This window comes from Sphingomicrobium lutaoense (genome assembly GCF_014195685.1).
GTDB lineage: Bacteria > Pseudomonadota > Alphaproteobacteria > Sphingomonadales > Sphingomonadaceae > Sphingomicrobium > Sphingomicrobium lutaoense.
In genome coordinates this window covers 1,054,073-1,074,026 of the sequence record NZ_JACICF010000001.1, presented here as the reverse complement: position 1 = coordinate 1,074,026, position 19,954 = coordinate 1,054,073, and the positions used below count along the sequence as shown (strand labels likewise).

The 19,954-nt window shown below is 63.6% G+C and carries 23 protein-coding genes; 12 read left to right on the top strand and 11 right to left on the bottom strand.

Annotated features, from left to right (window positions below; genetic code table 11):
- Positions 1-6 precede the first annotated feature (6 nt).
- The 6 genes from FHS50_RS05200 to parE form a co-directional block, all read right to left on the bottom strand.
- Positions 7-291 (bottom strand): SH3 domain-containing protein, encoded by a 285-nt coding sequence (locus tag FHS50_RS05200; RefSeq protein ID WP_183933291.1) that lies wholly within the window; start codon positions 289-291, stop codon positions 7-9.
- A gap of 22 nt (positions 292-313) precedes the next feature.
- Positions 314-691 (bottom strand): MarR family transcriptional regulator, encoded by a 378-nt coding sequence (locus FHS50_RS05195; protein WP_246332955.1) that lies wholly within the window; start codon positions 689-691, stop codon positions 314-316.
- 115 nt (positions 692-806) lie between these two features.
- A complete protein-coding gene (locus FHS50_RS05190; RefSeq protein ID WP_183933290.1) occupies positions 807-2,201 on the bottom strand; it encodes a leucyl aminopeptidase family protein in 1,395 nt (464 codons plus the stop codon).
- A gap of 64 nt (positions 2,202-2,265) precedes the next feature.
- On the bottom strand, positions 2,266-3,618 hold the full coding sequence (gene rimO / locus FHS50_RS05185) for a 30S ribosomal protein S12 methylthiotransferase RimO (RefSeq protein WP_183933289.1): 1,353 nt from the start codon (positions 3,616-3,618) through the stop codon (positions 2,266-2,268).
- Positions 3,619-3,704: 86 nt separating this feature from the next.
- Positions 3,705-4,766 (bottom strand): potassium channel family protein, encoded by a 1,062-nt coding sequence (locus tag FHS50_RS05180; RefSeq protein WP_407696051.1) that lies wholly within the window; start codon positions 4,764-4,766, stop codon positions 3,705-3,707.
- A 64-nt stretch (positions 4,767-4,830) separates the two neighbouring features.
- On the bottom strand, positions 4,831-6,810 hold the full coding sequence (gene parE / locus FHS50_RS05175; protein ID WP_183933287.1) for a DNA topoisomerase IV subunit B: 1,980 nt from the start codon (positions 6,808-6,810) through the stop codon (positions 4,831-4,833).
- A gap of 172 nt (positions 6,811-6,982) precedes the next feature.
- Between parE and FHS50_RS05170 the strand changes: the two genes are divergently transcribed.
- The gene (locus FHS50_RS05170) at positions 6,983-7,462 is read left to right on the top strand and encodes an Hsp20 family protein (RefSeq protein ID WP_183933286.1); all 480 of its coding nucleotides are present in this window, start codon (positions 6,983-6,985) and stop codon (positions 7,460-7,462) included.
- 65 nt (positions 7,463-7,527) lie between these two features.
- Here the strand turns inward: FHS50_RS05170 and FHS50_RS05165 are convergent, their stop codons facing one another.
- The gene (locus FHS50_RS05165) at positions 7,528-8,220 is read right to left on the bottom strand and encodes a GcrA family cell cycle regulator (RefSeq protein WP_183933285.1); all 693 of its coding nucleotides are present in this window, start codon (positions 8,218-8,220) and stop codon (positions 7,528-7,530) included.
- 48 nt (positions 8,221-8,268) lie between these two features.
- Between FHS50_RS05165 and FHS50_RS05160 the strand changes: the two genes are divergently transcribed.
- The 7 genes from FHS50_RS05160 to queE all read left to right on the top strand — a co-directional run bounded on the left by FHS50_RS05160 (position 8,269) and on the right by queE (position 13,799).
- Complete coding sequence (locus tag FHS50_RS05160; RefSeq protein WP_265569092.1) at positions 8,269-9,096, top strand: ABC transporter permease; 828 nt, start codon at positions 8,269-8,271, stop codon at positions 9,094-9,096.
- Positions 9,097-9,204: 108 nt separating this feature from the next.
- On the top strand, positions 9,205-9,705 hold the full coding sequence (locus tag FHS50_RS05155) for a hypothetical protein (protein ID WP_183933284.1): 501 nt from the start codon (positions 9,205-9,207) through the stop codon (positions 9,703-9,705).
- A gap of 201 nt (positions 9,706-9,906) precedes the next feature.
- Complete coding sequence (locus FHS50_RS05150) at positions 9,907-11,094, top strand: aspartate aminotransferase family protein (protein ID WP_183933283.1); 1,188 nt, start codon at positions 9,907-9,909, stop codon at positions 11,092-11,094.
- The gene (gene hslO / locus FHS50_RS05145; protein ID WP_183933282.1) at positions 11,094-12,002 is read left to right on the top strand and encodes an Hsp33 family molecular chaperone HslO; all 909 of its coding nucleotides are present in this window, start codon (positions 11,094-11,096) and stop codon (positions 12,000-12,002) included. Before FHS50_RS05150 ends, hslO begins: the two co-directional genes overlap by 1 nt.
- Positions 12,003-12,047: 45 nt before the next feature.
- On the top strand, positions 12,048-12,443 hold the full coding sequence (locus FHS50_RS05140) for a hypothetical protein (protein WP_183933281.1): 396 nt from the start codon (positions 12,048-12,050) through the stop codon (positions 12,441-12,443).
- A gap of 40 nt (positions 12,444-12,483) precedes the next feature.
- Complete coding sequence (queC, locus tag FHS50_RS05135) at positions 12,484-13,170, top strand: 7-cyano-7-deazaguanine synthase QueC (protein ID WP_183933280.1); 687 nt, start codon at positions 12,484-12,486, stop codon at positions 13,168-13,170.
- Entirely contained in the window at positions 13,167-13,799 is a 633-nt protein-coding gene (gene queE / locus FHS50_RS05130; RefSeq protein ID WP_183933279.1) for a 7-carboxy-7-deazaguanine synthase, read from the top strand. The genes queC and queE overlap by 4 nt, the downstream gene beginning before the upstream one ends.
- A 21-nt stretch (positions 13,800-13,820) precedes the next feature.
- On the opposite strand, the gene FHS50_RS05125 is transcribed toward queE, so the two are convergent.
- Both FHS50_RS05125 and lipB read right to left on the bottom strand, forming a co-directional pair.
- Complete coding sequence (locus tag FHS50_RS05125) at positions 13,821-14,015, bottom strand: hypothetical protein (RefSeq protein ID WP_183933278.1); 195 nt, start codon at positions 14,013-14,015, stop codon at positions 13,821-13,823.
- Between the two features lie 52 nt (positions 14,016-14,067).
- Positions 14,068-14,712 carry a lipoyl(octanoyl) transferase LipB gene (gene lipB / locus FHS50_RS05120; RefSeq protein ID WP_183933277.1) on the bottom strand — a complete coding sequence of 215 codons (645 nt, stop codon included), beginning with the start codon at positions 14,710-14,712 and terminating at the stop codon, positions 14,068-14,070.
- A 98-nt stretch (positions 14,713-14,810) separates the two neighbouring features.
- On the opposite strand from lipB, the gene FHS50_RS05115 reads away from it, so the two are divergent.
- The gene (locus tag FHS50_RS05115; RefSeq protein ID WP_183933276.1) at positions 14,811-15,641 is read left to right on the top strand and encodes a glycerophosphoryl diester phosphodiesterase membrane domain-containing protein; all 831 of its coding nucleotides are present in this window, start codon (positions 14,811-14,813) and stop codon (positions 15,639-15,641) included.
- On the opposite strand, the gene hemF is transcribed toward FHS50_RS05115, so the two are convergent.
- Positions 15,638-16,489: an oxygen-dependent coproporphyrinogen oxidase gene (gene hemF, locus FHS50_RS05110; RefSeq protein WP_183933275.1), complete on the bottom strand. Its 852-nt coding sequence runs from the start codon at positions 16,487-16,489 to the stop codon at positions 15,638-15,640. The genes FHS50_RS05115 and hemF overlap by 4 nt on opposite strands.
- Complete coding sequence (locus FHS50_RS05105; protein ID WP_183933274.1) at positions 16,486-16,938, bottom strand: tRNA (cytidine(34)-2'-O)-methyltransferase; 453 nt, start codon at positions 16,936-16,938, stop codon at positions 16,486-16,488. Before FHS50_RS05105 ends, hemF begins: the two co-directional genes overlap by 4 nt.
- A gap of 172 nt (positions 16,939-17,110) precedes the next feature.
- Between FHS50_RS05105 and petA the strand changes: the two genes are divergently transcribed.
- Genes petA through FHS50_RS05090 form a run of 3 tightly spaced genes read left to right on the top strand, consistent with a single transcriptional unit; the run spans position 17,111 to position 19,950 of the window.
- Positions 17,111-17,674: a ubiquinol-cytochrome c reductase iron-sulfur subunit gene (gene petA / locus FHS50_RS05100; RefSeq protein ID WP_183933273.1), complete on the top strand. Its 564-nt coding sequence runs from the start codon at positions 17,111-17,113 to the stop codon at positions 17,672-17,674.
- A 20-nt stretch (positions 17,675-17,694) separates the two neighbouring features.
- Positions 17,695-18,996, top strand: a complete 1,302-nt coding sequence (locus FHS50_RS05095) for a cytochrome b (RefSeq protein ID WP_183933272.1) — start codon at positions 17,695-17,697, stop codon at positions 18,994-18,996.
- A 15-nt stretch (positions 18,997-19,011) separates the two neighbouring features.
- Positions 19,012-19,950 carry a cytochrome c1 gene (locus tag FHS50_RS05090; RefSeq protein ID WP_183933271.1) on the top strand — a complete coding sequence of 313 codons (939 nt, stop codon included), beginning with the start codon at positions 19,012-19,014 and terminating at the stop codon, positions 19,948-19,950.
- Positions 19,951-19,954: the final 4 nt, after the last annotated feature.

Here is a 19,954-nt window from a genome sequence, read left to right as displayed (position 1 = left end):
GGCGGCCTAGCCGTTCAGCGCATCGACGCGCACATAGCCGACTTTGCGATCTTCTCCGCCATAACCCCAGGCCCAGCCGCCACGGCTATCGAGCATGGCAAAGGGTGCGCCTTCATCGAGGCGAGCGACCCGCTCGCTATTTTCGTCGGGAGATTGATGGAGATCTGCCGCGCTGGAGAGCGTCTTCGAACGCGGCGCGGCGAAATGGGAAGCGATGACACGGCCCGCGAGGGCAACGTCGGCCAGGTCCTTGCGATAGGCATGGCGAGCGGGATCGGGCCGCTCGCCCATCTTGGTCAGCGGGAAGCTGCGCCTAATGGGTGACGAGTTCGCGGCCATGCTCGGCGGAGCGGCTGGCACTGCCGTTGCTTGGCTCTTCATTGCGGAAATGTCTTCTGAATCCTTCAAGGAAATCGGCCCCGTCACTGGTCTGGACGATGAAGATATTTCTCCGGTCGTCCTGGTCGCGTTCGCGGCGCAGATAGCCGAGGCCGCCTAGCGTATTCAAGGCGCGAGTGACCACCGGTTTCGATACCCCCAATTTTCTTGCCAATCCGCGCACCGTATGTGGTCCGGGCGTCAGATAAACCATCATCAGCAAGGCCATTTGCCGGTTGGTCAGATCAGGTGCACCCGAACGAACATAGTCCATGAGCGCGCGCATCCAGCTGGTAAGCGAGAGTTCGCTCATCGCATCCTCGTTCCAAATTCAACGTGTCGGTAGAAAAACCGCTCGGCTCACAAAATGTTGCAAAGCCGCAAGATTTTCACCCGTGCATGCCAACGGCCTGCCGCGGGGAAGAGAGTCAATCGCGCGCGAATCGCTCCTCGAGCATTGCCATCGCCGCGCGCAGGCCCAGTGCTTCGCCGCCCTTGGGTCGGCCCGGCTTGGCGGCGGGTTGCCATGCGAAGGTGTCGAAATGCGCCCAGGGCGTTTCCTCGGGCACGAAGCGGCGGAGGAAGAGGGCAGCCGTGATCGACCCGGCGAAAGGCGAGGTCGCGCTGTTCACCATGTCGGCCAGAGTGGATTTGAGCATTTCGTCATAGCCATCCCACAGCGGCAGCCGCCAGATCGGATCGCTGACCTTCTGCGATGCCGAAATCAGGTCCGACGCCAATTGCTCGTCATTGGCGAACATGGCGGGAAGGTCGGGGCCGAGGGCAACGCGCGCCGCGCCCGTCAGCGTCGCGAAGTCGATGATCATCGCGGCTTCGTCTTCGACGGCCTTGGTCAGCGCATCGCCGAGGATCAGGCGCCCTTCCGCATCGGTATTGTCGATCTCGACCTTGAGGCCCTTGCGCGTATCAAGAACGTCGCCCGGGCGGAAGCTGTCGCCCGATACGGCATTCTCCACCGCCGGAACGAGCAGGTGGAGACGCACCGGCAGGCGCCGCTCCATCACCAGCTTGGCGAGCGCGATGGCATGGGCGGCACCGCCCATGTCCTTCTTCATCAGGCGCATGCCCTTGCCACTCTTGATGTCGAGCCCGCCGCTGTCGAAAACCACGCCCTTGCCGACGATCGCCAGGCGAGGCGCATCGGGACGACCCCATTCGAGTTCGACGAGGCGCGGAGCGCGCTCCTTCGTGGCGGCGCGGCCCACCGCATGCACCATCGGATAGCCGCTTTCTAGTTCACCGCCCCTGGTGACGCTGACCGTCGCGCCATGCGCTTCGGCGAGTTGGCGCGCGCGCTCTTCGATCTGGGCGGGCCCCATGTCCTCCGCGGGCGTGTCGACCATGTCGCGCACCAGCGTTACCGCTTCGGCGGTCTGCCGCGTCCGTTCGATTTCGTTGACGTCCTTGGTCAGGAGGACACGCTTGCCTGCCGTGTCGGAGGGGTTGGAGCGATAATCGTCGAAGCGGTGCTGGGCGAGCAGCCAGCCGAGCATCGCGGGCCCCGGCTGCCGGTCATCGGCGAGGCGATATGTGCCTTCGGGCAGCGCTTCGCCGAGCTTGGCCAGGCACCATGGCGACAGTTCCTGAACATTCGCGACCGTCGACACGACCGACCAGTCATCGTCATTCTCGCCCGGCAGGATCAGATAGGCATAGCCCGTCTCGCCGTCATAGCGATTGGCATCGAGCAACGCGCGGATCCGCTGCGGCTGCTCCTTGCGCCAGTCCTGGAAACTGTCGCTGTCGACAAGGTGGACGATATGGGCGGGCTGGCCTTGATCGGCGGCAAGAAGTTCGGTCATGCGCCTTCATCTAGGGCGACCGGCGGCGCTTTGCCAGAGGGCGCACGGCGGCGCCCCGTCGCGATCAGGCGAGCGGTGCTCCGTAGAGGTCATGCTCGTCGGCATCCTCGACTTCGACGCGGACGAAATCACCCTGCTTGAGGTGGCCCGCATCGCGAAGATGGACTTCGCCGTCGATCTCGGGCGCATCGGCCTTCGACCGGCCCGACGCGCCGCCCGTTTCGGCGTCCACCGCGTCGATGATGACGTCCAAGCTGGTGCCGATCTTCCTCTGGAGCTTGGCCGCCGAAATGCGCGCCGACACTTCCATGATGCGCGCGTAGCGCTCTTCCTTCACTTCCTCGGGCACCGCGCCCGGAAGCGCATTGGCTGCCGCGCCTTCGACGGGTTCGAAGCGGAAGGCGCCGACCCGGTCGAGCTGCGCTTCCTCCAGCCAGTCGAGCAGATATTGGAAATCTTCCTCGGTCTCGCCCGGGAAGCCCACGACGAAGCTCGACCGCACCGCGATGTCGGGGCAGATCTCGCGCCAGTTCTTGAGCCGTTCGAGCACCTTGGCTTCGTTCGCCGGGCGCTTCATCGCCTTCAGCACCTTGGGCGCGGCATGCTGGAAGGGAATGTCGAGATAGGGCGTCAGCTTGCCTTCGGCCATCAACGGAATGACCCGGTCCACATGGGGATAGGGATAGACATAGTGCAGCCGCACCCAGGGCTGCTCGCCCTCGGGAGTGCGAAGCGCGCCCAGCCCGGCCGCCAAGTCGGTCATATGGGCGCGCACCTCGCCATCCTTCCAGGGCCAGGCCTGGTGCTTGAGATCGAGGCCATAGGCCGAGGTATCCTGGCTGATGACCAGCAATTCCTTCGTGCCCGCCGCGACCAGCTTCTCGGCTTCGCGCAGCACCGCGTCGGGCCGGCGGCTGACAAGATCGCCGCGGATCGACGGGATGATGCAGAAGGCGCAGCGGTGATTGCAGCCCTCGGAAATCTTCACATAGCTGTAATGGCGCGGCGTCAGCTTGGCTTCGGGCTGCGGCACCAGGTCGACATAGGGGCTGACCTGCGGCGGCGCGGCGTCATGGACGGCCTCGACCACCTGCTCATATTGCTGGGGCCCGGTTACCGCGAGGACATTGGGATATTTGGCGCGGATGAGATCGGCGTCATTGCCCATGCAGCCCGTCACCACCACGCGGCCATTTTCCGCGATCGCCTCGCCGATCGCCTCGAGGCTCTCTTCCTTGGCGCTGTCGAGAAAGCCGCAGGTGTTGACCAGCACGACATCGGCCCCGGCATAGTCGGGGCTCATCTGATAGCCGTCGGCGCGCAGCTTGGTCAGGATCCGCTCGCTATCGACGAGCGCCTTGGGACAGCCGAGGCTGACCATGCCGACCTTGGGCGGGGAGGGGAGTTTCGTAGCCATGTGCGCGCGGCCCCTAGACGCTCTTCGGGGCGAAATCTAGGCGCTGCTTGGGCGCAGGCCGTCTTTTTTCTTTTGGCGTCGGGGGCTTAGCCCACCTTGCACGGCGGGAATGCGAAGCCCGGAATGATCTCGATGATGCGATCGCCTTCCTCGAGTTTCTTGGCTTCCTCTTCCCAGAAACCGATCGTTCGGCCGCCGCGCAGAATGCGCACGCCCAGCCCGATCGCGACTTCCGACAAGGATTTGCCGACCTCGAATTTCTCGATCGTGCGTTCATGGAGGCGCACGCGGCCGGTCGCCGAGGCAAGGTCGGCGAGATAGTCCGAAATCCCCGCGCCATGCGCCGAGCCGGCAAGCAGCAGGCCTGCGAAGCTGGTCGGGTTGATCACCGTGGTCGCACCCGCGGCGCGGGCGGGAAATTCATTGTCCTCGGCGCGCACCGCAAGGCTGATCGGCAGGTTGGGGCAAAGATGCCGGGCCGTCAGGCAGATGAGGATCGAGGTATCGTCGCGGCCCGCCGAAATGATCATCGTCGCGGCCTGGCGCAGGCGCACCTGCTCCATCGTCGCATCGCGCGTGGCATCGGCCTGGAGCACGATACAGCCCAATTGCTCGGCCTTGGCGAGCGCCTCGGGATTCTGGTCGATGACCACGATCTTGCGCGGGTCTTCGCCGCGGGCAATCAATTCACTGACCGCTTCCGAACCGCTGGTGCCATAGCCGGCAACCACGATGTGCTTCTCAAGCGTTTTCTGGAGGCGTCGCATAATCCATTTGTCCCAGCTTCTCTTGATCACGAACGAATAGGCGGTCCCGGCGAGGATCAGGATGAAGAAGATCCGCGCAGGCGTCACCATCAGAGCGTCGAACAGCCTTGCGCGCTCGGTCACGGGGACGATGTCGCCATAGCCCGTCGTGGTCGCCGAAATCATGGTGAAATAGATGACGTCCGCAAAGCTCATCTCGCCATCGACCTGGTCGACGAACGCATCGCGTTCGAACCAGTGGACGGCGATAATGAAGGCAAGCAGGAGAAGCAGGAGACCAGCCCTGATGCTCAACTGCGCGCCGACGCTCAGCGGCGATTTCTGCCGTAACAGCGCGGGCGCTTGCGCAAGACGCGGTTTGCGGCGTTCCATGGCCGCCATTTAGGCCTTCGCCCGCAAGTTGCAAAGGGCAGCCGTTCGGGCGGCCCGTTTCGGCACAATCGGCTCAGGCATCGATGGCATCTTCATCGAGGCTTTTCGCTTCGTCCTGGATGAAGCGGAAGCGGTGTTCGGGGTTCTTGCCCATCAGCCGGTCGACCAGATCCTTGACCGGCTGACGGTCCTGATATTCGGCCGGAAGGGTGATGCGGATAAGGCTGCGCGTCGCCGGGTCCATGGTGGTTTCCTTGAGCTGCGCCGGGTTCATCTCGCCAAGACCCTTGAAGCGCGCGACATCGACCTTCTTGCCCTTGAATTCCTTCTCCTCCAGTTCGCGGCGGTGCGCATCGTCGCGGGCATAGAGCGACTTGGACCCCGAGGTGAGGCGGTAGAGCGGCGGCTGCGCGAGGTAGAGATGACCCTGCCGGACAAGGTCGGGCATCTCCTGGAAGAAGAAAGTCATCAACAGGGTCGCGATATGGGCGCCGTCCACATCGGCGTCGGTCATGATGATGATGCGCTCGTAGCGGAGCTGGTCGGCATCGAACTTGTCGCGCGTTCCGGCACCCAGCGCCTGGACGAGATCGGAAATTTCCGCATTGGCGCGGATTTTCTCGGGCGTGGCGCTCGCGACGTTGAGGATCTTGCCGCGAATGGGGAGGATCGCCTGCGTCTTGCGGTCGCGCGCCTGCTTGGCGCTGCCGCCTGCCGAATCCCCTTCGACGATGAACAGTTCGGTGCCGTCGGCATCGTCATTGGCACAGTCGGTGAGCTTGCCGGGCAGGCGCAGCTTGCGCGCGCTGGTCGCGGTCTTGCGCTTCACTTCGCGCTCGGCCTTGCGCTTCAGGCGCTCGTCCACCCGCTCCATCACCGCGCCGAGCAGCGCGCGCCCGCGATCCATATTGTCGGCGAGATAATGGTCGAAATGGTCGCGCACCGCGGTCTCGACGAAGCGCGCCGCTTCGGTCGAGGTCAGCCGGTCCTTTGTCTGCGACTGGAAATGCGGATTGCGGATGAACACCGACAGCATTGCCTCGATCCCGCCGAACAGGTCGTCGGCGGTGATCTTGGCGGCCTTCTTCTCGCCGACCAGCTCGCCAAAGGCACGCAGCCCCTTGGTCAGCGCGGCGCGAAGACCCGCTTCATGGGTGCCGCCGTCGGGGGTCGGAATGGTATTGCAATAATAGCTCTGGCTTCCCTCGGACCAGACCGGCCAGGCGACTGCCCATTCGACCTTGCCTTCGCCATCGGGAAAATCCTGCGTCCCAGCGAAGGGCGGGGTAGTGATGCATTCGCGCCCTTCGAGTTGGGCCGCGAGATGGTCCGCAAGGCCGTTCTCGAACTTGAAGGTCGCGCTCTCCGGCACCTCGTCGGAGGCAAGCGAGGGCGCGCATTTCCAGCGGATCTCGACACCCGCGAACAGATAGGCCTTGGAGCGGGCAAGATCGTGCAATCGCTTGGGATTGAACTTCGCATCCTTGCCGAAAATCTCGGGATCGGGGGTGAAGGCGACGGTGGTGCCGCGGCGGTTGGGGGCAGCGCCCACTTCCTCGAGCTTGCCCGTCGCATGACCCTTCGAAAAACTCTGGCGATAAAGCTTCTTGTCGCGCGCCACCTCGACCAGCGTGTCGGTGGAGAGCGCATTGACCACGCTGACGCCCACACCATGCAGGCCGCCGCTGGTGGCATAGGCCTTGCCCTCGAACTTGCCGCCCGAATGGAGGGTGGTGAGGATGACCTCGAGGGCCGACTTGTCCTTGAACTTGGGATGCGGATCGACCGGGATACCGCGCCCGTTGTCGGTGACGGTCAGCCGATTGCCTTCGTCCAGCTCGACCTCGATGCGGCTGGCATGACCCGCCACCGCTTCGTCCATCGCATTGTCGATGACCTCGGCGGCGAGGTGATGCAGCGCCCGTGCGTCGGTGCCGCCGATATACATGCCGGGACGCCGACGAACGGGCTCCAGGCCTTCGAGAACCTCGATGGCGGAGGCGTCATAATCGTCGGGCGTCTTGTGGTTTTCGGATTCGAACAGATCGGACATTTGACCATTGCTATAGGGGCGCATCGAGGCGGCTGCCAAGCATCTTGAAATCGCGCATGCTTCACCCATCTTTTTCGCGCCGGATGCCTCGACGGGTCCGGCGGCGGCTGGGAAACGGCCGATGATTGGCCTGACCTCCGCCTCAAGTTGCTCAAATAGGAGGACAAAAACCATGCGTAGTGCATTTGATTTTTCGCCCTTCCGCCGGTCGACGATCGGATTTGATCGACTGTTCGATCTGCTCGAAGACAGCGGTATCGGGGAAGCCAGCGAGAATTACCCGCCCTTCGATCTCGTGAAGGTGCGCGACGACGAATATCGCATCGACCTCGCCGTCGCGGGCTTCAAGCGGGACGAAATCGACATCACGGCCCAGCAGAACCAGCTGATCGTCAAGGGGCGCAAGTCCGGCGACGAGGGCCATGATTATATTCACCGCGGGATCGCGCTGCGCGCGTTCGAGCGGCGCTTCGGGCTTGCCGACCATGTGCAGGTGACCGACGCCGATCTGGAAAACGGTCTTCTGTCGATCAGCCTCAAGCGGGAAATCCCCGAGGCAATGAAGCCCAAGAAGATCGAGATCGGCGGCAAGTCCGGCCAGTCCGAGCAAAAGGCCATCGAGATGCAGGCGGAGGAAAAGGAAACCGCCTGACGGGCCTTGCTCGCTCGAAAAGAAAAGCCCCGGTCAGCTTCGGCTGCCGGGGCTTTTTCCTTGGGTCAGCGGACGCGCGGGCCGCCGAAGGGCAGGGGCGGCGGCGGGCGACGATCGCGCCGTGGCAGCTGCGCCTGGTAGGCGACCCCGCAATGCTCGACGCAATAAGGGAAGCCCGGATTGGCCTTTTCGCCGCAAAAATGGAAATCGGGCTCGCCCGGATGCCCCATCGGCCAGCGGCAGATGCGGTCGTTGAGGTCGAGGATCGACGTCTTGTCGGCCACTTCTTCCGACGGCTTGGCCGGAATGAGGCGACGCGGCGGCGCGGGCGGGATCGGGGCCTGCTGGTCCGACGGGCCCTGGCGGATGAAGCCGCCGGGTCCGACCGAGCGATATTGGAGATTTTCCTCCTTGCCCTTTTTTTCTTCCTTCGGGGCAGGCGCGGCACTTCCGGCGGCTGCCCTGGGTGCGGGCTCGGGCTTGGCCGCGGGCTTGGGCGCCGCAGCCTTCTTGGGCGCCGCCGCCTTCTTCGGCGCGGCCTTCTTGGCAGTCGTCTTGGCCTTGGGCTTGGCGGCTGCCTTCTTCGCCTTGTCGCCCGATTTCACCGGCGAAGGGCGCGACTGCAGGCCCAGGCGATGCGCCTTGCCGATGACGGCATTGCGGCTCACCCCCCCGAGGTCCTCGGCGATCTGGCTGGCCGTATTTCCGTCGGCCCACATTTTCTTCAGGCGGTCGATCCGCTCTTCTGTCCAGGACATGGTCAATCCTATTGTCTCGCTCGGCGACAGCCTCTAGGGCCAAGCGCCGTGAATGAAAAGACACCCAATTGGGCAGTGAAGGCCCCGGGCGATCCTCTTCTAGATGGGGTGAATTGGGGCGGTCTCAAGACCCTCTATATCAAGGAAGTGCGCCGCTTCTTCAAGGTGCAGACGCAAACCGTCTGGGCTCCGGCGGTCACGACGCTTCTCTACATGGTCATTTTCACCATCGCGCTGGGGCGGGGCGACCGCATGGTGATGGGCGTTCCCTTCGCCGAATTCCTCGCGCCGGGCCTCATCGTCATGGCGATGATCCAAAATGCCTTCGCCAACGCTAGCTTCTCGCTGCTTGTCGGCAAGATCCAGGGCACGATCGTCGATTATCTCATGCCGCCTTTGTCGATCGGCGAACTCATCACCGGTCTGGTCGGGGCCTCGGTGACGCGTGCCTTCATGGTCGGCGGCGCGGTCTGGCTGGTGATGGCGCTGTGGCCTGACGTCGATGTGACGCCGGTCGGGCTGGCATGGGTATTGTGGTTCGGGCTGATGGGTTCGCTGATGCTGTCCTTCCTCGGCCTTCTCACCTCGATCTGGGCAGAGAAGTTCGATCATGCCGCGGCGGTCACCAATTTCGTCGTCGCGCCGCTCGCGCTTCTGTCGGGCACCTTCTATTCGGTCCGCGCGCTGCCCGAATTCTTCCAGCTGGTGAGCCATGCGAACCCCTTCTTCTACGTCATTTCGGGCTTTCGCTACGGCTTCCTCGGCGTGAGTGATTCGCCGGTCGTCGTGGGCGCTATTGGACTGGCGATCTTCAACCTCATTCTTTTCGCAATCTGCTTCTCGGTGCTGAAATCCGGCTGGAAAATCAAAAGCTAGCGCCTGATTTTGCTTCGCTGAACGTTACATAACAGCAACATTCAGGCTCGTCTCAGGGCGGCTGCGCCATCCTTCGTTCATCATGTTTCGAATGAAGGAGTAGACATCATGCGCAAGTTTCTGACGGCCGCCGCCGCGCTTGGCATCGCCGCAGGCATGACCGCGGTCCCGGCTTCGGCCGAGGCTCAGCGCGGTTATGGCTACGAACAGAGCCGCTACGGCTACGATTATGGCTACGACAGGGCCCATGCCCGCAGCCATGACCAGGCCCGCCGCCTGCAGCGCGAAGTGAGCGAGATCCGCCGCGACATCAATTATTTCAGCCGGACGGGCGCGCTGCGTCACAAGGATGCGCGCAAGCTCGACAAGGAAGCGCGCAAGCTGCAGCGCAAGATCAACTATTATGGCCACCGCATCATGTCCTATCGCGACATCCGCAAGGTGCGTCATGACATCCATGAACTGCGGTCGGACCTGCGCAAGGAACTGCGCGACGGTCGCCGCGGCCGCTACGGCTACGACCGTTATGACCGCTATGACGACGACCGCTATCACGATCATCGCGAACATGACCGCCGCAAATGGCGTCGTCATCGCGACAGGGACTAAGCCTCGCCAAGGCACTCGTGCGAGGATTGGGGGAAGGGCGCTCCTTGACGGGGCGCCCTTTTCACGTCCGGAAAAGTTTTTCCGGGCCCAAGGCGCGGCCCGCACTTTCATCTCTTCCCGGGCATCGGTATAGGCAGGCCCCGGGCGGGCTCCTTACGGGACCGCCCTTGCCATGCCACCATCGAAAGAAGAGGTATTTCCATGACCATCACTCCGCTCATGCCTGTCTATCCGCGTTGCGATGTCAGGCCGGTCAGGGGTGAAGGGCCCTATCTCTATGGCGAGCAGGGCGAGAAATATCTCGATTTCGCGAGCGGCATCGCGGTCAACCTGCTCGGCCATGGCCATCCGCATCTGACCAAAGCGATCCAGGACCAGGCCGCCAAGCTGATGCATGTCTCGAACCTCTATGGCAGCCCGCAGGGCGAATCCTATGCCCAGCGGCTCGTCGACCTGAGCTTCGCCGACACGGTTTTCTTCACCAATTCGGGCGCCGAAAGCGTCGAATGCATGATCAAGGTCATGCGCCGCTACCATGTGGTCGAAGGCAATCCCCACAAGAAGGAAATCATCACCTTCAAGAATGCCTTCCACGGCCGCACCATGGCGACCATCAGCGCCGCCAACCAGGAAAAGCTGCACGACGGTTTCGAACCGCTCCTGCCGGGCTTCACCTATGTCGAGTTCGACAATCTCGACGCCGCGCGCGAAGCGATCAGCGAAAATACCGCGGGCTTCATGGTCGAACCGATCCAGGGCGAAGGCGGCATCCGTCCGGCCTCGAAAGAATTCATGCAGGGGCTCCGCAAGCTCGCGGACGAGCATGGCATCTTGCTTGGCCTCGACGAGGTGCAGTGCGGCGTCGCGCGCACCGGCACCTTCTACGCCTATGAACAATATGGGATCGAGCCCGACGTGCTGGCCTCGGCCAAGGGCCTTGGCGGCGGCTTCCCGCTCGGCGCCTGCCTTGCCACCGAAAAGGCCGCGCAGGGGATGGTCTTCGGCACCCATGGCTCGACCTATGGCGGCAATCCGCTCGCCATGGCGGCGGGCGAAGCGGTGCTCGACGTGGTCGCCAAGGACGAATTTCTCGATCAGGTGAAGACGATGGGCGAACGGCTCCGCAGCGGGCTCGAACAGATGATCGGCAACCATCCCGACATGTTCGAAAGCGTGCGCGGCATGGGCCTCATGCTCGGCATCCGGATGAAGACCGATCCGCGCGCCTTCGTCGGCTGGCTGCGCGGGCGCGGGCTTCTTGCGGTGGCGGCCGGCGACAATGTCATGCGCGTCCTTCCCCCGCTTAACATCGGGGAAGAGCATGTCCGCGAATTCATCGACGGCCTTTCGAAGGCTGCGAGCGAATATGAGAAGCCGGAAGATCAATAATGGCTGACGGCGACGCCGCCCTCGACAGCGACACGACGCTCGGCGCGATCCTCCCCAACCGGGGAGCGCGCGGGCGCCTTTGCCGGATCGACGCGACGCTCGACAAGATCCTCGCCAATCACGGCTATCCGCCGCCGATCGAGAAACTGCTCGCCGAAGCGCTGGCGATGACCGCGCTCCTGGGATCGCTTCTCAAGGATACCGACGGACAGCTGACGATCCAGGCGCAGACCGAGAATGGCATCATCGACCTTCTCGTCTGCGACTATCATGGCGGCGAATTGCGCGGCTATGTCCGCCACGATGCCAAGCGGCTGGCCGAGGCGCCGCCCGAACCCACGCTCTTCTCCTTGTTCGGCAAGGGCTATCTGGCGATTACCTTCGACCAGCCCGCGACCAAGGAACGCTATCAGGGCGTGGTGCCGCTCGAAGGCGAAAGCCTTGCGCAGGCCGCCGAAAGCTTCTTCGCCCAGTCCGAGCAGATCCCCTCGGTCGTGCGCCTTGCCGCTGCGAAGGACAATGAAGGCTGGGTCGCGGGCGGGCTGATGTTCCAGCATCTACCCGAGGGCGAGGAAGGCCGCGACCGCCTCCATACCAAGCTCGACCATCCCGACTGGCCGCATGTCGCCATCCTTGCCGGATCGGTGAAGGATGACGAGCTGGTCGATCGCTCGCTGGCGCTCGATGCGCTCCTTTGGCGCCTCTTCCACGAAGAGGATGAAGTGCGCATTCTCCAGTCGATCCCGCTTTCCAAGGGCTGCCGCTGCGATACCGACTATATTCGTTCGGTGATCGCCCGTTTCCCGGCCTCGGAACGGGCCGAAATGGTCGACAAGGACGGGATGATCCGGGTCGATTGCGCCTTCTGCGCGACCAGCTTTCCCATTTCGCCGGAAAGCATCGATTAAGAGAGCGCACTTTAACCCAGCGCCCATTCGTCCTATCTATGGCCCATGAAACGGGCCTTCCCCGCCATCGCCGGCATGCTGCTCCTTGCCGCTGCGGTCCCTGCCTTGTCGCAGGACAGCCGCGGCGCGCTTGGCCGTGTCGTGGCGGGCCAGTGGGAATTGTCCGAGCCCGGCAGCGAACGCGACAGCGTGCGCATGTGCATCGCCGACCCCACCATGCTCGCGCAGGTCGCGCATCGCGGGCGCCAGTGCACGCGGGTGACCATTTCGGAAGGTCCGGGCGAAGCGCTCATCCATTATACCTGCACCGGCGCGGGCTTCGGCCGCGCCTCGATGCAGGTGGTGACGCCTCGCTCGCTCCGGATCGAGACGCAGGGCATCCTCCGCTCCACGCCTTTCCACCGGGTCTATCACGCCCGCCGCACCGGCGATTGCCGCTAGGCTTGTTCGCCGGGGCACAGTGGCGCTAAGGGGCGCCGTCATGACGCAACGCAGCAAAGCCATCGTCCTTCTTTCGGGAGGCCTTGATTCCATGGTCTGCGCGGGCCTCGCCCGCGAGGCCGGCCATGACGTGCATGCGCTGACCATCGACTATCACCAGCGCCACCGCATCGAACTCGATGCGGCGAAGCGCATTGCCGAGACCGTCGGGGTGGCCGACCATGTCGTGCTTCCGCTCGACCTGTCGGTGTTCGGGGGCTCGGCGCTCACCGACGATATCGACGTGCCCAAGGACGGTGTGGGCGAGGATATCCCGGTCACCTATGTGCCCGCGCGCAACACGGTCTTCCTCTCGCTCTGCCTCGCCTTTGCCGAGGCGCGCGGGGCGCGCGACATCTATATCGGCGTCAACAGCCTCGACTATTCGGGCTATCCCGACTGCCGCCCGCAATTCATTTCCGCTTTCCAGCAGCTTGCTACGCTTGCCACCAAGGCAGGCGACGAAGGCGAGACCTTCCGCATCAACGCGCCCCTGCAGGAGATGACCAAGGCCGACATCGCGCTTGAAGCGCAGCGGCTCGGCCTCGACGCGGGGATGAGCTGGTCCTGCTACGACCCCGCGCCCGGCGGGCTGCATTGCGGCACCTGCGACAGCTGCCGTCTCCGGCGCGCGGGCTATGAACAGGCGGGGATCCCCGATCCGACCCGCTACGCCGCCGCGCCATGAGCTACGCGGTCAAGGAAATCTTCCTCACCCTCCAGGGCGAAGGCATGCAGAGCGGCGCACGCGCGGTGTTCCTGCGCTTTGCCGGGTGCAACCTGTGGACCGGGCGCGAACAGGATCGGGACAAGGCGATCTGCCAGTTCTGCGACACCGACTTCGTCGGCACCGACGGCGTGAACGGCGGCAAATATGCGACCGCCGATGCGCTCGCCGAAAAGGTCGAATCGCTCTGGGAGGGCGAAAAGGGCCACCGGCTGGTGGTGATCACGGGCGGGGAGCCGCTCCTGCAACTCGACAGTGATCTCATCGATGCGCTCCACCGGCACGGCTTCCGCATCGCGGTCGAAAGCAATGGCACCATCGCGGCACCCGAAGGCATCGACTGGCTGTGCATCAGTCCCAAGGCCGGGTCCGATCTGGTTCAGCGTTCGGGCAATGAACTGAAGCTGGTGTGGCCGCAGGAAGGGATCGACCTGAACGCCATCGAGGCCATGGCCTTCGACCATTTCCTCGTCCAGCCGATGGATTGCGCCGACGCCGAGGCAGCGAAGAAAGCCGCCATCGACCTCGTCATGCAGCGCCCCAAATGGCGCCTCACGCTCCAGACCCACAAGCTTCTGGGCCTCCAATAGGGAAGGGGCCGTCTGCCCGGCCTATTCCCCTTCATTCTCCACTTCGGGCATCGGCAGGCCGGCATCGCTGTCGGTAGCCGCGTCGATCGCGGTCACATCGGCGCTTACGCCGACCGTATTGGCGACGACATCGGCATCATTTCCGATCGTGGCCATTTCATCGTCCTGCCCGCAGGCAGCGAGAAGGAGAAAGGGCAGGGCAAGGGCAATCCGCATCGTGAATTCCTTTATCAAAGAGGCGGGAGGATAGAGCGACCGCTCATGCGCCTCAAGCGGGCGTCAGCCGCTCAAGGAAAGTCGGGAGATGCGCCTTCAGCGCGCGGTCAAGCGGTGCCATGTCCGCGCCTTTTCCGAGCGCCTTGAGGCTGGTCACTCCAAATTCGGCGATGCCGCACGGAACGATGCCGCCGAAATGGGCAAGGTCAGGTGCCACGTTGATCGAAAAGCCATGCAGCGTGACCCAGCGTTTCACCCTGACGCCGATCGCGCCGATCTTGGCTTCCTCCGCGCCATTGCCGACCCACAGTCCGATGCGCCCTTCCTCGCGCCGCGCGGTGACGCCCACCTCGCCCAGCGCATCGATCATCCAGCCTTCGAGGCAATGGACGAAATGGCGGATGTCCTTGCCCCGCCGACCAAGATCGAGATTGAGATAGCCGACCCTCTGTCCCGGCCCATGATAGGTATAGCGCCCGCCGCGCCCCGCTTCGTAAACGGGAAATTGCATCGGGTTCATCAGTTCGCTCGGATCGGCGCTCGTCCCCGCGGTGAATAGCGGCGGATGCTCGAGCAACCAGACGCGCTCGCTCGCTTCGCCCGCCTGGATCGCCGCGACCCGGCCTTCCATGTCGGCAAGGGCCTCGTCATAGGGGACGAGCCCTTCGCTCACCTGCCATTCCACATCGTCGATCATGGCCGCTCCTCTGCTATGAAGCGGGGGCAAGAGCAAGGGCGTTGCCATGACGCCGCGCGACTGCCATCTGGTGCGTCAAGCAAAAGGGGGAATGAAGAATGAGGCATCTGTCGATCAGCAAGGCCTGGGACGAAACCCGCGCCATCCTGGGACGCGACGGACAGCTCATGATGGTCGTGGCGGCCGCGCTCATCGCGCTCCCGGCGGCGCTCCAGGTGACGTTGAACCCCGACCAGGCCGCAGGCACGCCGGCCGAAAACTCGGGGCTGGTGGTCCTTCTCTCTTTCGTGGCGGCGATCATCACTTTCATCGGCACGCTGGCGATTACCCATCTCGCCTTGTCGTCCGGCTCGACCGTTGCCGAAGCGATCAGGGTCGGCGCCCGCCGCTTCTTCCCCGTGTTCGTAGCGGCGCTGCTCTGGGTGATCCCGATGATGCTCCTCTTCATGCTCGTCCTCGGCGCAATGGTCGGTCCCGAGGCCCTCGAAAGCGGCGATCCGCAGCAGATCGGCCAGGCGCTCGACGGCACCGAACTCCTCGTCCTTCTCTTCCTGATGCTCGCTTTCTTCTATGTCGGGGTGCGCATGTTCCTCATCACGCCGGTCGCGGTGGCAGAGAAGAAGGGGCCGGTCGCGATCCTCAAGAAGAGCTGGCAGCTTACCAGCGGCCATTTCTGGCGGCTGTTCGCGCTGCTCCTGATGTTCGCGGTCGCGGCGATGATCGTCCTGATTACTGTCGGCGTGATGATCGGTCTCCTGACCACGCTCGCTTTCGGGGAAGTGACGCCCTGGTCGCTACCCGCTGCCCTGCTGGGCCTGTTCACGGGCTTCGTGCAGGCCGCGCTCACGGTCATCCTCATGACGATGAGTGCGCGCATCTACGCGCATCTCGCGGCGGAGCCCACCGTCCCGCACGCCAGCGCCGACTAGGACCAGCGCGCGAGCGGCGGCAGGCTCATCAGGATCGCGTCGATATTGCCGCCGGTCTTGAGGCCGAACAACGTGCCCCGGTCGTAGAGCAGGTTGAACTCGACATAGCGGCCCCGGAAATCGAGCAGCCGCTTCATGTCTTCATCGTCATGCTCGCTGTTCATCCGCTTGCGCACGATCTGCGGGAAGATGTCGAGAAAGGCTTCTCCGACATCCTTGGTGAAAGCGAAATTGGGTTCGAACAAATCGCCCGCCGCATCGAGCCGGTCATAGAATATGCCGCCCACGCCGCGCGCCACTCCGCGATGCGGTAGCCAGAAATATTCCTCCGCCCATTTGGAAAATCGATCATAATAAGTCGGATCGTGCGCCGCGCAGGCCGCGCGCAGCCGCGCATGGAAAGCCTCGGTATCTTCCTCATAGGGGATGGCGGGGTTCAAGTCGGCACCCCCGCCGAACCAGCGTTTTCCGGTGACGAGGTACCTCAGGTTCATGTGGACCGCCGGAACATGCGGGTTCTTCATATGGGCGACAAGGCTGATGCCCGTGGCGAAAAAGCTCGGATTTTCCTCGGTGCCGGGGATCGAGGTCGCGAACTCGGGATTGAAATAGCCGCCGACGGTCGAGACATTCACGCCCACTTTCTCGAACACCTCGCCCGTCATCTGCCCGCGCACGCCCCCGCCGCCGGGCGAGCCGTCCTCGTTCTGCCGCTCCCACGGAATGAAGGCGAACTCGGCATCGGAACCGGCTTCGCGCTCGATCGCGGTAAAGGCATCGCAGATTCGCGTGCGTAGCGATTCGAACCAGTCGCGGGCGGCCTGTTGCTGATCGTCGAGCGGTTTCATGCGGGAAGCTTTCCTGTCTGTCGAAGCGCCTCGGCTGCGGCAATCGACGCGGCCGTGGCAAGATTGAACGAACGCACGTCGGCGCGGATCGGGATGCGGATGCGCTCGTCACATTGCTCGGCGACATCCCCGGGTACGCCCGCGCTTTCGCGGCCGAACATGAGCACATCATTTTCGGCAAAGCGAAATTCGTAAAGCCCCGCACGCGCACGGGTCGTGGCGAGTATGAGGCGGGCGCCATCCAACTGCTTGAGAAAGGACGCGAAATCGCGGTGTCGCACCACTTCGACATGGTCGATATAGTCCATCGCGGTGCGTCGCACGCGCTTGTCGTCCCATTCGAAACCGAGGGGTTCGATCAAGTCGACCGCCACGCCGAGACACGCCCCGAGGCGCATCACCGCGCCGACATTTCCGGCAATTTCAGGCTGATATAGTGCTATTCGCATGGGCCGCGCGATAGCCGCGCAAGCGGGCCTGCCGCAAGTTCCCCAATTTTCACCGTTTGCATTAGGTGGTCGAGACGCTATCAGGCGCGCCAAGCCGTTTGGTGTCCACGCCAAACGGAATCGATGCGCGCAGCCTTCCGCGGCGTGCAAGACGCGAAATAATGGGATGAGCATGGCCACGCTGGAACAGAGCGAAACCACCGCCGAACAGGAAGACGGCGTCCGTCGTCGCGATTTCATCAATATTGCCGCTGTCAGCTTCGCCGGGGTCGGCGGGGTGGCCGCCGTGGCGCCGCTGGTGATGCAGATGGCACCCGACGCCGACGTGCGCGCACTGGCCTCGATCGAGGTCGATGTCTCGAAGATCGAGAAAGGGCAGGCGATCAAGACCAGCTGGCGCAAGCAGCCGGTCTTCATCCGCAACCTCACCGAGGAAGAGATCGCCCAGGCCGACGCGGTGCCGCTTTCGGCGCTGCGCGACAAGGAAACGCTCAAGGAGCGGACCGCCTCGGGCAAGGAAAACTGGCTCATCACGCTGGGCGTCTGCACCCATCTGGGCTGCGTGCCGCTGGGCGTTGGCGAAGGCGAGAACCGCGGTGACTATGGCGGCTATTTCTGCCCCTGCCACGGTTCGCACTACGACACCGCGGGTCGCATCCGCAAAGGCCCCGCGCCGACCAACCTGGTCGTGCCGGAATTTGAATTTACCTCCGATACCGTCGTCCGGATCGGCTAAGCGATAGGGGATAGGACCAGATGAGCTTCGCCTGGGCAAAGCCTTACGAACCCAAGACAGCGCTCGGCCAGTGGGTCGACGAGCGCCTTCCGCTTCCGCGCCTCGTCTATGGCGCGGTCGGCGGTGGCTATCCGGTGCCGCGCAACCTCAACTATGCCTGGAACTTCGGTGTCCTGGCCGGCGTGTTCCTGATGATCCAGATCATCACCGGGATCGTGCTGGCGATGCATTATTATGCCTCGGTCGACGGCGCCTTCGCCTCGATCGAACATATCATGCGCGACGTGAACGCGGGCTGGTTCCTGCGCTATGCGCACGCCAACGGCGCCAGCTTCTTCTTCATCGTGGTCTATATCCACATCTTCCGAGGCCTCTTCTACGGCTCATACAAGGCGCCGCGCGAACTGGTCTGGATGCTCGGCCTCGTCGTCTATCTCCTGATGATGGCCACGGCCTTCATGGGCTATGTGCTTCCCTGGGGACAGATGAGCTATTGGGGCGCGCAGGTGATTACCGGCTTCTTTTCCGCCTTCCCGGTGGTGGGTGAGCCGCTGCGGGTCTGGCTGCTGGGCGGGTTCGCGCCCGACCAGGCCGCGATCACGCGCTTCTTCTCGCTTCACTATCTCCTGCCTTTCGTGATCGCCGGCGTGGTGATCCTCAAGACCTGGGCGCTGCATATCCCGGGTTCGTCGAACCCGACGGGCGTCGATGTGAAGACCGAGAAGGACACGCTGCCCTTCCATCCCTTCTACACCGCGAAGGACGGCTGGTTCATCCTCCTCGTGCTGATGGCCTATGTCACGGTCACCTTCTTCATGCCGAACGCGCTGGGCCATGCCGACAACTATATCGAGGCCAACCCGCTCGCGACCCCGGCGCACATCGTTCCCGAATGGTATTTCTGGCCCTTCTACGCGATCCTGCGCGCCTTCACCGTCGATTTCATCATCCCGGCGAAGCTGTGGGGCGTGGTGGCGATGTTCTCGTCGATCCTGCTGCTCTTCTTCCTGCCGTGGCTGGATCGTTCGCCGGTTCGCTCGGGCCATTATCGCCCGCTGTTCAAGCTGTTCTTTTGGATTTTCGTCGCTGACATCGTGCTTCTCGCGATCTGCGGCGTGATGCCCGCCGAACAGCCCTGGGTGGCGCTGAGCCAGATCGGCACCGCTTATTATTTCGCCCACTTCCTCATCATCCTGCCGATCATCTCGAAGATCGAAACGCCGCTGCCGCTCCCCAGCTCGATCAGCGCGTCGGTCCTCCACGGCGAGGCCGAGGAAAGTGCTCCCTACGGGCTCGCCAAAAGCCAGCCTGCAAACGCTTAAGGAAACGTCAGACCCATGGTTCGCATCATCGGATTTCTCGTCGGCCTCGGCTTTGTGGGCGTGCTCGTCATTTCGCTGTTCACCGACCTGAGCGGCTATTTCAACGAGCCGCCGCAGGAATCGGCCGAATATAAGTATCATCTCGAACCCAAGGAGGTGGATTTCTCCTCCGACGGTCCGTTCGGCCGGTTCGACGATGCCCAGTTGCAGCGCGGCTACCAGGTCTATCGCGAAGTGTGCGCGGCCTGCCACGGCCTGCAATATGTCGCGTTCCGCAACCTCGAGGAAATCGGCTACACCCCCGAACAGGTGAAGTCGCTCGCGGCCAACGAATGGGAAGTGCCCACCATCGATCCCGAACTGGGCGAGGAAACCACCCGTGCGGCGATCCCCTCGGACACTTTCCCCAATCCCTATCCCAATGCGATCGCGGCGCGCGCGGCGAACAACAATGCATATCCGCCTGATCTTTCGCTGATCGTGAAGGCCCGCGAGGGCGGTGCGCCCTACATCTACTCGCTGCTGACGGGCTATCAGGAGCCCTCGAAGAAGCTGCTCGCGGAATTCCCGAGCGCGGCTCCGGGCACGGGTCTCTACCACAACCCCTATTTCGCCAATCTCAACATCGCCATGCCGCCGCCCATCACGAGCGATGGCCAGGTGACCTATGGCGAAGGCGCTCCCGAAGCGACGGTCGAGCAGATGGCGAAGGACGTGACGGCCTTCCTGATCTGGACCGCCGAACCGCGCATGGAAAGCCGCAAGCGTGCGGGCATCGCGATCCTCATCTTCCTGTCGATCGCGACCCTCCTGGCCTTCCTCGCCTATCGGAACGTCTGGGCCGAAGCCAAGCGTCAGGTCGCTCCCAAGGGTCCGCTGGATCCGGAGAATATGGCCAAGCGCGAGCAGGCCAAGGCCGAAGCCGCCGAAGAAGGCCGCGGCGTCGAGGGTTGATGGC